We start from the raw sequence: 12,743 nt of genomic DNA on the forward strand, positions 1-12,743 counted from the left end.
TCCTGTTTGCCCAAAACCCGTATAACCCCATAACGAAAATAATACGATCCAAGCAGAAAACAGCTGATTTTGACGCTGATTTATAGGCTTCTTAAGCATTAGAGCTTTTCACTGTCCAGTATATAAATTAGGCGATATTTCAAAACAAAAACCATATATACAATAGGTGCAATAAATAACTTAAATGATAAACTAAGTATCGAAGGGAGATGTGATGGAATGAGCAATTCAACAGCAATAATCACAGGTGGGAACCGAGGCGTTGGAAAAGGTGTAGCATTAGTATTTGCGGAAAAAGGTTATGATATCTTTTTGGCGCATAACGGTGAGGAGGAAAAGGCGCGTTCTGTTGCAGACACAATAAAAGAAAAGTACGGAGTTCGCTGCGTTACGTTTGATTGTGATCTGAGTCAGGTTTCAGGGGTGCAACGGTTAGTAAAAACGGCTGTTGAAACCTATGGGAAAATTAATGTATTGATGAGTAATGCCGGAGTCGGTTACGAGCGTTACATACGATATGCAAAGGTTGAAGAAATTGATCATGTTTATCGGGTCAATTACCGTGCTGGTATTTTACTGGCGAAATTAGTCGGGCAGCACATGATAGAAAATAACATTAGTGGGAATATTGTGTTTACTGCTTCTGTAAAATCAATTGATCCAACTCCGATTGATTGTATTTATGGAGGATTAAAAGCAGGTTTGAAACGTTCTGCACAGTCCTTGGCTCGCGAATTCGCATCGTTTGGAATTCGTGTCAACACTGTGTCTCCTGGTTGTATTGCAGTGAACCCAAAGGGATATGAGGATCGTACTTATTCATCCGAAGGGATTCCTGTAGGAAGAACTGGAAAAGGTGAGGATATTGGTTATGCAGCAGCTTTTCTATGTTCTAGAGAAGCAACGTTTATCACCGGAACAGATCTCCTGGTAGATGGCGGACAGGCATGTGGTTCAGTCTCAGGTGATCCGGGAGAGGATTACGATGGAATTCATGGACGGGGCACCAAAATTATCAATTAGGGGAAATGAGCATGTCAAAAGCAGCACAAACCTATTATACTTTCGTAGGTGAGCGGTTTCCGGACAGCTCCGGTGGGATCTATCGGTGTATCTTTTCTGAAAAGGATAATAAGTTTTTAAAGGAAGGGCAGCTGGATTGTTTACCTATGGTATCTTATGTTTCAATGGATAATTCGGGTATGTATGCATGTTGCGCTGGTTCTTCCCGGAAGGGTTCCATCTTGCATGCGTATCGCATTAATCAGAAGCAGAAACAAATGAGTCTGTCTGATTCGAAGGATTTATCCGTTTCCGGCATTAGTCATGTAAATTTTGATTCGAAAGGCGATCGGTTGTTAGCTACAAGTTATGCGGATGGATATGTACTTGTTTATGATTTTAAAGATGGTAAAATAGGCAACCTGCTGGGATTGGAAAAAACATCAGGAAGAAGTATTAATCCTGATCGCCAAGAGGCATCTCATCCACACTCCGTTTTTGCATCTCCTGATGACCGCTTTTTGGTTGTCAGTGATTTAGGAGCAGATAAGTTGCTTGTATTTGCTTTAAAGGATGACGGTTCTTTAAAGAAAGTCACGGGATGGAATGCTCCTGCCGGATCAGGCCCAAGACATTTTGAATTTCATTCAAATAATGGTATGGGATATCTTTTAACAGAGTTGAGCTCGCAGATATTTACTTTCTCTGTTGGACAAGATAAACTTTTAAAAAGACAGGTCGAAAGGACAATATCAGAGAGTTTTAAAGATGAGAATCTTGCCGCAGAAATTCGATTATCCAAAGATTTGAAATATCTTTATGTTTCGAACCGGGGAGAGAATTCGATTGTTCAATATGGAGTGGATGTAACAGGAACCATTACTAGGTTGAATCGTGTTTCTACCCGGGGATGGCCACGTGAGATAGAATTAAGTTCAGACGGAAGGTACCTTTTTGTATTAAATGAGGAATATGCGGATTCGATTGGGGAGATAGAAGCTTTTCAAATTGAGCATCATAGTGGCCGTCTGATATCTTGCGATGCTTTTCATCGAGTTCCTATGGCATATACCTTTATTTTACTATAAGTTTGTACTATGTGATCAGTATAAATTAATTTATGGGAGGCGCAAAAATGAAAAAGATAGGAATTTTACTAACAGTGATGGCTCTGCTGATGGGCAGTTTGATGGGCTGCAACAGTACATCCGGAAATTCAAGTACAAATGTATCGGGAGGGGGAGAGAAAAAAGGCTCCACTTCCAAAGATAGCAGTGACAAAGGTTCTGAGGATTCTGAAACAATAACTCTTGCGCGTTGGGGAAATGAGCTTCAAATCGATGGTCTCGATCAAACATTAAGTATTTGGAAAGAAGACCATCCCAATGTAAATGTGGAGTATACTTATACTGGTGGAGATGACTACCCTGTAAAGCTTCAGGTATGGTTCTCTTCGGATTCATGTCCAGATGTGCTCAGAAATACAAGCGATATTATGTACCCCTTCCTAAATAATGGGCTATTTTATGATCTCACGGATTATTTTGAGAAAGATCCTGATCTTTCCCGTGATATGTGGAGCGATAACGTATTTTCTCGTTATGAACTTGAAGAAGGACTTATTGGAATTCCAGTGACCCAACAGGCTTACTGTATAGCTTATAACAAGGATGTTTTTGACAAAGCGGGCGTTGCATATCCGGAGTCTGACTGGACCGAATCAGAATTCCTTGATCTATGTAAAAAGTTGACTTTTGGAAAAGGCGTCGATAAGATATATGGTCTTTGGATGGGGGGCTGGGTTTCAGAGTATGTTCGCTGTATTTATGGGGAACCTCTTCTGTATGATGCAGACAAGCTTGTCATTCAGGCAAAGGACAATGAGCGATTCCGGGATGCTCTTGAAATGTTCGGTTCATTACTTAAAGATGGATATTGCCCGAACGAAATCAATCAAACGCAGACTTCCGGTGGCTTTGTGACCGGTCAATATGCCATGGGGATTGTCCCCACTCGGGCTACCTTTGCTGAATTTCAAACAGCAATCGGAAAAAGCTTTGATTGGGATGTGGTAGAGCTTCCATATAGTGAGAAATGGGAGACGACCTGGAATCCCAATATTCGGGTAAATGGGTGGAGTGCTTCTGCAAAAACAAAATATCCGGATACCGCATGGGATTTGATCAAGTTTCTGTGCACTGATACAAGGGCCTTGGACGCTGACTCCACTGCAGGGGTGCCGGTATTGAAGTCCTATATAGAGTCAGATAATTATGCCAATAATTACTATGGTTATGAAGATACTGGCGTGAAGTTTGATAAGTCTGTAGCAGTGCATATGGCAGACTTCGCACAGCCATATGAATTCGCGGGATTTTGGTCTGAAATCAACGACAACATTAAGGTTACAATGGATTCCTATGTACGAGGAGATATTGATTTGGACAGTGCAATTGATAACCTTCAAACTTTTGGTGAATCTGCAATTGCCAAGCATAAAAAGGAAAAAGGTATCTCGAATTAAGAATAAGAAGCCTAAGATTTGCATCGGCCTTTGGCTATAATTTTTACAAGGTGGGTGATCTCATGACAACAGAATGTGGGAAAAAAAAGCATAAGAAATCAAGAATTTATAGCGAGAAGCATTTTTTTGCTTTTATAAGTTTATGGATGATTGGATTCTTATTGTTAACAGTTGTACCAATGATTTATTCCCTGTATGCATCCTTTACCAGCTGGGATGGAATCAATCCGCCGAATTGGATTGGTTTAGACAATTTTAAAAAGATTTTTATACAGGACGATCTCTTTCTGAAGAGTTTATGGAATACGTTTCGATATACCATTCTCACGGTTCCTTTGAATATGGTGATTGGAATGTTACTGGCGGTCCTTTTAAATCAGAACCTTCCGGGGACGAATCTCTATCGATCCATCTTTTATCTGCCTTCCGTCATTGCCGGCGTTGCGATGTACATTGGTTGGCAGTTTATCTTTGACAGGACATCAATATTAAGCTACTGGGTATCCAAAATTTTTGGAAGTGCACCAGGTTGGCTTACAGATCCGAAATGGAGTATGCCATCTCTCATTCTTATGAATATTTTTACATCAGGATCTATTATGTTGATACTTCTTGCTGCCTTGCAGGATGTCCCAAAAGAATACTATGAAGCTGCCAGGATCGATGGAGCAAATCGTACACAGCAGTTTTTCAAAATTACATTACCAATGATTACACCGATTCTGTTCTATGTTTTGATCATGCAGATGATGTCAGCGCTTCAGATATTTACACAACCATTTGTTATGACGAAAGGGGGACCGATGAACTCAATCTATACGTATGGAATTCATTTGTACAATCAGGCCTTCCGATATAATTTTTTTGGATACTCGTGTGCATTATCATGGATTCTTTTTATCATTATCATGTTTATAACGATATTGTTATTTAAATCGTCTAAGTTATGGGTATTTTATCGGGAGGAGGTGGATTAAATGATTCAACTTGATAGAGGTGATCTGCATACGAAATCCAGGCAAAAAAGGTTTCATATACTACTTTCTTACATTGTGTTGACAATATTAGCTTTAATTTTCCTGTTTCCAATTTTATGGGTTATTTTCAGTTCGTTTTATGATTCGAAGCAGGCAACGTTCTTTCCCCCGCATTTTTTTCCTGATCCTTGGACGCTGCGCAGTTATAAAGGTTTATCGGACCATAGTATACGAATTATAAATTATTTTAAGAATACGATATTGATTGCTGCTTTGTGTATTGTCGGAACATTGCTTAGTTCCTCTTTAGCGGCGTTTGGTTTTGCAAAAATGAAATCGCGCTTTAAAAATGCTCTTTTTTTCATCGTATTAAGCACTATGATGATTCCGTCTACCGTGACATTAATTCCGTTATACTCAATATATAGTAAAATAAGGATAGTAGATACATTTTATCCACTGATTTTGCCGGCATTTTTAGGAGGTGGAGCATTTTCAATATTTCTTCTGCGACAATTCTTTGCAGCTATTCCGAATGAGTTGTCTGAGTCTGCCATAATCGATGGATGTTCCTGGTTTCAAATATATTGGAAAATTGTAATGCCAAACGCTAAACCGGCTCTTATTGTGGTGTTGATCAATACATTTGTTTACAATTGGAATGATTATTTTACTCCAATGATTTTCCTTACAAGTCCTGAAAACTTTACCATTGCAATTGGGTTAACTTTTTCCAAGGATATGTACGGCAACATCATTGATACGGGACCTATGGCAGCATTAGCCTGCTTATCCATTGTGCCGATTATGATCCTGTATCTCTTTTGTCAGAAGTACTTCATTGAAGGAGTTGTAACCACGGGAATCAAGGGATGATTTAGCAGGAAATATATGAAGAAATGTTGAAAGGATAGGTAAGTATGGAATATACAAAATTTGGGCAAACGGATTTGAATGTTTCTGTGTTGGCATTGGGTACGGGCTCCTATTTCAGTAATATACCTGATGATGTATCCGAGCGTATGTTGAACTTGTTTTACGAGGAGGGAGGCAACTTATATGATACTGCAAATTATTATGGACGCTGGAAGCCAGGTAATAAGCCGCTAAGCGAAATCAACTTGGGGAAATGGATTAAGAAAAACAATATGCGGCACAGAATCGTTCTTGCCACCAAGGGAGCTTGCTATTTTTCAAATCGGCCGGACCTGCCCCGGGTCACACCGAAATATATAGAGGAAGATTTACATGAGAGCCTGAAGAATCTTCAAACGGATTATATTGATTTTTATTGGCTACACCAGGATGATGTTAAACAGCCGGTTGAAGAAATCATTGACATATTAAATCGATTTGTAAAGGAAGGTAAAATCCGCTGGTTTGGGTGCTCGAACTGGAAAGTGGAACGAATGAAGGCTGCAGATGACTATGCGAGTAAAAACGGGCTAAAGACATTTTATGCAAGTCAAGTGATGATGAACCTTGCAGTTCCGAACATGGAACCCTTGAACGAATTAAAGCAAAGCTGGGTAGGACCCGAGCTGCAGAAGTATTATGTAAAAGAAAAAATGCCTTTGGCCGCCTATACTTCTCAGGCAATGGGGATCTATAAGCTGGCTCTTCGTGATGATTTTTTAACCAATCCTAATTTCCACCAGGCAAGGCGATATTTTTTGAATGAAGGAACCACAAGCAGGGTAATACAGGTAAAGAAGCTTTCTCAAAAAACAGGAATGACGCCGATTCAAATATGTTTGGGATACCTGCAATCACAGAAGTTTCAAGTAATTCCTATAATTGGCCCACGTAATGAGAACGAATTAAGAGAAAGCCTCGAAGGTGCTGGTTGTAAATTATTAGCTGAAGAGATGTCTTTTATAATCAATGGCTGAGAACTGTGTATCTAAACGGAAAAAGGGGCGTCCTTCGAAGAGGACGTCCTTTCTGTTTTTTTATACTTTCCTTTTCGATCCAGTTTATGCTGCTATAGCAATTTCTAAGTAACCATTTTCAGGACTCATCTCCAGTGAGAATCATATCAATCCACCAGGACAAAATGTTGGTTTTGTTTTTCTCATAGGCATGAGATGAGTGTATGAGTAAACGTCTGGAATGACTTGTAGGGATTTCAACGACCAGGTTATTGGAATAAGCTCCGTATCCAGCACTGCACCGGCAAAGATATCTTCCATCATCCCAACGGATGCCGTCAGACGAATAATATAGAATGAAATGGCCAGATTCTTCTCCATGATTGCCACTTCGGCCATGCATAAGGTATCCATAACCGTATTGAACCATTTGCGGATTTCTCAGTTTTTTGGAAAAGAATGATTGTTCTGGCTCTTCCCAGGTATATCCCATATCATGGCTGATCACATAATCCGAATGATATTCATCAGAAGAATTGTAACAATATGCGATTAAATCCCCATTTTTTAAAAAACATAACGTTCCGTATCCTCTCCCATTTGTATCAAAGGGAAGAATACTGCGTATGGTAAAGTTCTGCCCATTATCATCAGAAGTATATAATTTATATTGATGATTTGGCAGATTTCCCGTCCAGTGGATTATTGCATCATTACAGAATTTCAATACATAGATGGTGTTATCCCTGGACAAAGCATCATAAACTCTTCCACGCTCTTTTCCCAATTCTTTTGCATATTCCCATGTAAGTCCCTGGTCCTGGCTTGTTAAATATACGGGAATCCAATAGGGCTCCCAAAGCGCATTTTCGGAGATGTCGCAAATCAACTGAAAGAGTAAAAGGGAACCTTTTTTAGTGACAACAGCTTTTTCACTCATTGCAGATTTATTTCCGTATGAATTCAGGAGCTGTTTGGAATAGGGAAGAATGGATGATGGTCCCCAAGATTTTCCATAATCACACGATCTTTTGTATTCCATCCAGCCGATAGCAGAGTGGCCATCGTTATCATCAGAACAGTTTGGATAAAAAGCAAGAAGATCTCCGTTGGCGCATTGCACAAGGGCATGTCCCAGATGCCCACTGCGATTTTTAAGCTTATGGTTCACAAATAAAATTCCCTGATTTGGTATGTTTTGAGGGAAAATGGAGTAATGTTGATCGAACCCATGCATTCCATGCTCATTCACTGTCATAAAGAAGTACTCCTTTTTTATTGATTTTAGCTTACAAAGATTGTATCATGATTGGCATAAGCATAGGTTTGGACTTTTAGGGAGAATCAAAAACAAAATGAAGAATGGAAAACAATATCTTAAAACAGAAAACACTTTTATAGGGTATATATAAGAGAAAAGTGATATTATTTATATAAGAAAATCGTGAGGAACTTGGTCTTATATGGGAAATGAAGAAATAAAATTAAATTGGATCATAAAAGCATTAATATTTTTATTTGCTGGTATTGTAATGGCTTTTTTCTTTTCCTATTATACCTATTTATCAGACCAGAGCAATACCATTGAAATGATGTTGGAAAATTCATTGGTGCAGACATCCAAATCCATCAGTGGGGAATTGGAAATGGTATATACCACTGCGAACAATACGTACTTAAATGCTTCTGTTCAACAGTCACTTCAGCAGGACAGTGGGTATCAATCCACTGTTTATGACAGGCACTGTACTGCACAGAACATTGAATCGCTGTCGCAGGGAAACCCAGTGATCAGTTGCATTGCATTATATCCTCTGAACGGAACGGTGTATGAAGTTGGGGATGGGTTCGTGAATTACAAAACGGCAGGTGAATTAAGAAACCAACCCTGGCTCATAAAGATATCAAAAACAAGAAGTGGGTTTGTTTTACTGCCTTCATCGAGTGGATTTATACGAACGGGGGAAGAAAAGTATTTGACAATTGGCCGTACAATATACGCTTCTTATGGGAGAGAGATTATTGGCTATCAGTTTGTCGTTTTAAATCGCAATCTGATTCAGGCTCTGACGAAAAATAATGATGACACGATAAAATATTATCTTAGTGACAGTACCGATCGAATTCTGTTTGTCAGCGATTCGCAATGTGAGAACATAAAACGTGATATTGCTTCTTCTAAAAATATATCGAATAAAATTCAAATCAATAATGACTTATATTTAATTGGAACTTTTAATCGTTGGTTGATAAGTAAAAAAGCAATGGAACCTCTATGGGGCCTACTGGTTTGTATCATTTTGTTAATGTGTATTTATATCTTATTTATTGAAATGATTGTAAAGAGAATACAAAATCCTATGACACAACTAGTTTCATTGATGAAGGAAGTTGAAAATGGAAACTTTGATATCCAGGTACCGGATTTTCAAATATATGAGATAAACGTACTGGGAATGCAATTTCAGAATATGCTTGGTCGAATGGATACTTTGATTCTGAACTTGGCGGATGAGAAGAATTATAACAAAGATCTTGAGATGAAACTTCTGTTATCGCAGTTGAATCCTCATTTCCTTTATAATACATTGAATTCAATATACTGGATGATTTTGTCGGATCATAATAGAGAAGATATAGCTAAAATGGTGGATTCTCTGTCAAATATGCTGCGATATGGATTATATGAAATAGACCAGCCCAGTACAGTGGAGGAGGAAATCGAGCACTGCAGGAATTACCTCTTTATTCAATCCAGAAGATATGAAGAGCGATTGAGTTGGGATATCCATTTACCTGCTAAATTATATAATGTAATCATTCCAAAACTTACATTTCAGCCAATTGTGGAGAATGCGATAAAACACAATATCAATAAGGAAAACATCGAATCTCTAAATATTACAATAAATGGAGTGGAATGTCGAGACCGTTTCATTTTTACTTTCTGTAATGATCATTCCCGGGAGACATCAGAACAAGTTAGTTTCCTTCGGAACAGTATTTGTCAGGATTCCAGGAAACAGAAATCATCCTCAAATAGAGGTATAGGGCTTTATAATGTGTTCCGAAGATTAAAATTGTTATATTCGGATAGGGCAGAAATGGATTTTGCGATTAAGAATCATTTGTTTTCTGTAACTATCTGTATTATGAAGAAGAAGGAAGAAGGAGGGAATCGAAATGAATCTATTGTTGGTTGATGATGAAAGAGCGGTACGTGAAGGAATGGCAAGAAAGATAGAAAAGAAGTTTGATATCAGGGTATCTGCAGCCGCGGACGGTAAAGAAGCGTATAATTTATTCTGTACAAATCATTATGAATTCATTATGACGGATATTAGGATGCCTGTTTGGGATGGCCTGGAATTGATAAAAAGAGTAAGAGAAGAATCAAGCAATGTAATGATTACTGTGTTTACAGCATATGCTGACTTTAATTATGCGCAGAAAGCAATTAAGTACCATGTAAACAATTTCCTTGTAAAACCGATTTCCGTAAATGCATTGTTAAAAGAAATCGGCAATTTGATTCAAAGCAATAATGAACTGCAAAGGAATCTAAGACTGAAAAAGGAATCTTACTACACAGACTTGCTTCATGGGCTTGCAATGCCATCTCCAAAAGAAGAAAAGCTGCTTTCGCTAGTATTTGGATTTAAGCTGTTTGGGACGGGAGATGATAAAACTGATTTCTCACCGCTGGACTCCGGGCTGATTTATTACGCTTTAAAAAATGTCATGTGGGAATTGTCCTTCAACATATATGAGAAAGTTCAATGGCAGATGGTGAAAGAAACAAACAAACAGTTTTTTTTGATCTTTTTATACCGAGAGGAAATTTCAAGAAGCAAAGTGTTGGAATACGAACGCAATATTAAAGCTGTTGTGACAGAATTGGAACATGTTTTGAACGTAGAACTGCAATTAAATGCTACAATGGTTCAGGATGCGGCTTGCTATTTCAAAGATATTTATCGGTGCTATCTACATCTAAGTGATCAGCTCGAACATATATCGGTACAATGTCTGATGATCGACCATTTAAGCAGTGAATTTGGCGCTGAAAAGGCAATGGCTTCTGCTGTAAAGAAAAAAGACTTTACGCTGATCCATCACATTATTTCTGAATTATATACGGATAAAGAAGACACTTATCATTTAAAATGGAGGTTGATTCGGATGCTTCAGTATCTGTATATCAGTTTTGAAGACCTTTTTACACAAATTCATATAAGTTTTAAAGACCTTCTGGCCATGTTTGATTTAAAGCATAATGATAAGTCTCTTTCTGATATAGAAGATAAGATAAAGGCAATCAGTGGGATGTTATCTAATAGGAACATAAAATCAATGCATCCAATTATCCGTTCTATAGAGAAAGATATTCGAACGGATCTTTCCAATACGCCATTGTTGAAAGAATATGCAGAAAAGTACCATATGAACAGTGCCTATCTGAGTGAGTTGTTTGTAAAAGAAATGGGAGAGTCTTTTTCTGAATTTGTAGCGGGAATAAAGATTGAGGAAGCAAAGAGGCTTCTTATGATACCTTCCATTAAAGTTTATGAAGTAGCAGATTCCCTTGGATATGTAGATGGCCGGTACTTTAGCCAGATGTTCAAACGATTCACAGGAAAAACCCCCAAGGAATATCAAGGCATATGTGAGATTTAACAATCTTTAAAAAAGATTTTGCGTATAAAAATGGAATTTGGATGGAACGACGAGAGTCGGGAGAGGAATTTATGAAAAAGATAATTGCTATATGTCTATTACTTTCAGTATTCATGGTTTCCTGTAGGAAGGAAAATGTAGATCAGTGCAAGGTCCTTTCCATACATCAACAAAACACTCTTTCCGTAATGTCGTGGCGTCAGGAAGATGCGCCGGCTATGAAAAATTTAATAGATGACTTCGAGAGATCTCATCCGGGCATTAAAATGGAAATGGAATGTGTTTCCTTACCTCAATATGCGCAAACGATACAGGTGCGTTTAAGCAGTGGAACCGGGGTATCCGATGTTATTTTTCTAAAACCAGATTTGGACTTTTTTCTTTCCCTTACAAACAGGAAGGCTCTTCTCGATTTGTCAGAATGCGACTTTTTGGATCAGTACCCGAAGGAATTATCCTCTGTTTATGCGGTAAATGAAAAGCAATATGGCATTCCGTATACTGCAAATGTTATAACAACCATCTGTAATAAGGAAGTTTTGAACAGATTTGATTTGCAAATGCCAAGATGTTGGGAGGAAACAGAGAAGATATTTAACTTCCTAAAAAAGTCAGGTGTCGTCCCCATTGTTTGCGGTGGAGAACAGACAGATGATATGGATAAAAGTTATTTGCCCATTTTTTTGGCGAATGCAGAACAATATCGCTATCAATCTGCAAGAATTTTCTTTTATTATGTCCATACGCAGCAAACCGGTGATATTCTTAGTAATGATATGGTACAGAGTTTCTTAGAGTGTATGAAATCGTTGGCGGATTCCGGTTATTACCCAGCTGAAAATTTGAATTTATCCAAAACACAAGCAACAGAATTATTTGCAAATGGTAAGGCGGCTTTTTTACTTGGGGATACAGCCTCTGTTTCCACGATATATTCTTATAATCCGGACTGTGAGTTTGAGTTTTCTCAACTGCCAATGGAATTTGGTTCTTTAACCGGATATAAGTCAATCGGAACTGTGTTGGGGATTGGGTCAGATACGCCTGCAAGGGAGGAGTGCAAAGAATTTATTTCGTATTTAAGTCAGCCTGAAGTGGCAACCGCATACGGCGATGCCATTAATCAATTGGTTCTTGTAAATGGAGTGACCCCACAAAACGAGATGTGTTTAAAAATTAAGGATTTGTTTGATCAGAAGTTATCGTTTGATCCTGCAGCCTGTGTATCAAATTATGAGAGTTGGTATCGGAAACCATTTAATGATTTGGTGGCAAGGGTAATTTCAGGACAGCCGGTGAAACTTGCATTGGAATATGGGAAAAAGGCATATGCCGAACTGATAGCAGTTACCAAATATATTATTTTACCATAGTATAGTAATCAAGAAAGGCGGAAGTCTAGTAATGAAATACAAAAATAAGCTGTTAGTTTGTGTGCTTATAGATTTGTATACGGATAGCCATATATAATGCACTGGCTCATTGATGGATCGGGGGATCAGGGTAAACTTGACAGGGGGTAAAAATATAGTTATAGGCTAGAACCTTGAAAGTTCAAAAAAAGCAGAAGTTAACCAGAAACATTCTCTCGATGAGTATTCCGAACATTCAGAGCCAGTGAGTCCGATATAAAGAGCCACCCATTCCGAATATGAGAGCCATGTCTGTTAAAAGGCTGTTTGTTGCGACACG

Annotated in this window: 10 protein-coding genes; 9 read left to right on the plus strand and 1 reads right to left on the minus strand. The window is 38.3% G+C overall.

Going from position 1 to position 12,743, the window contains the following annotated elements:
• Window positions 1–219 precede the first annotated feature (219 nt).
• The 6 genes from QBE55_06205 (at window position 220) to QBE55_06230 (ending at window position 6,395) form a co-directional block, all read left to right on the plus strand.
• Entirely contained in the window at window positions 220–1,023 is an 804-nt protein-coding gene (locus QBE55_06205) for an SDR family NAD(P)-dependent oxidoreductase (GenBank protein WZL79719.1), read from the plus strand.
• An 11-nt stretch (window positions 1,024–1,034) separates the two neighbouring features.
• Window positions 1,035–2,090, plus strand: a complete 1,056-nt coding sequence (locus QBE55_06210; protein ID WZL79720.1) for a beta-propeller fold lactonase family protein — start codon at window positions 1,035–1,037, stop codon at window positions 2,088–2,090.
• A 47-nt stretch (window positions 2,091–2,137) separates the two neighbouring features.
• A complete protein-coding gene (locus QBE55_06215) occupies window positions 2,138–3,526 on the plus strand; it encodes an extracellular solute-binding protein (protein ID WZL79721.1) in 1,389 nt (462 codons plus the stop codon).
• Window positions 3,527–3,588: 62 nt separating this feature from the next.
• Entirely contained in the window at window positions 3,589–4,503 is a 915-nt protein-coding gene (locus QBE55_06220; protein ID WZL79722.1) for a sugar ABC transporter permease, read from the plus strand.
• Window positions 4,504–5,379: a carbohydrate ABC transporter permease gene (locus QBE55_06225; protein WZL79723.1), complete on the plus strand. Its 876-nt coding sequence runs from the start codon at window positions 4,504–4,506 to the stop codon at window positions 5,377–5,379.
• Window positions 5,380–5,423: 44 nt separating this feature from the next.
• Window positions 5,424–6,395, plus strand: a complete 972-nt coding sequence (locus QBE55_06230; protein ID WZL79724.1) for an aldo/keto reductase — start codon at window positions 5,424–5,426, stop codon at window positions 6,393–6,395.
• 118 nt (window positions 6,396–6,513) lie between these two features.
• Here QBE55_06230 and QBE55_06235 read toward each other — a convergent pair whose 3' ends face one another.
• Window positions 6,514–7,632, minus strand: a complete 1,119-nt coding sequence (locus QBE55_06235; GenBank protein WZL79725.1) for a sialidase family protein — start codon at window positions 7,630–7,632, stop codon at window positions 6,514–6,516.
• Window positions 7,633–7,837: 205 nt separating this feature from the next.
• Here QBE55_06235 and QBE55_06240 point away from each other — a divergent pair, with 205 nt between their 5' ends.
• From QBE55_06240 to QBE55_06250, 3 genes are all read left to right on the plus strand, one after another.
• Window positions 7,838–9,577, plus strand: a complete 1,740-nt coding sequence (locus tag QBE55_06240; protein ID WZL79726.1) for a histidine kinase — start codon at window positions 7,838–7,840, stop codon at window positions 9,575–9,577.
• Window positions 9,558–11,051, plus strand: a complete 1,494-nt coding sequence (locus QBE55_06245) for a response regulator (protein WZL79727.1) — start codon at window positions 9,558–9,560, stop codon at window positions 11,049–11,051. Before QBE55_06240 ends, QBE55_06245 begins: the two co-directional genes overlap by 20 nt.
• Before the next feature lie 71 nt (window positions 11,052–11,122).
• Window positions 11,123–12,424 (plus strand): extracellular solute-binding protein, encoded by a 1,302-nt coding sequence (locus tag QBE55_06250; protein WZL79728.1) that lies wholly within the window; start codon window positions 11,123–11,125, stop codon window positions 12,422–12,424.
• The last annotated feature ends 319 nt before the right edge of the window (window positions 12,425–12,743 follow it).

It is taken from the genome of Eubacteriales bacterium mix99 (assembly GCA_038396605.1).
GTDB lineage: Bacteria > Bacillota > Clostridia > Caldicoprobacterales > DTU083 > UBA4874.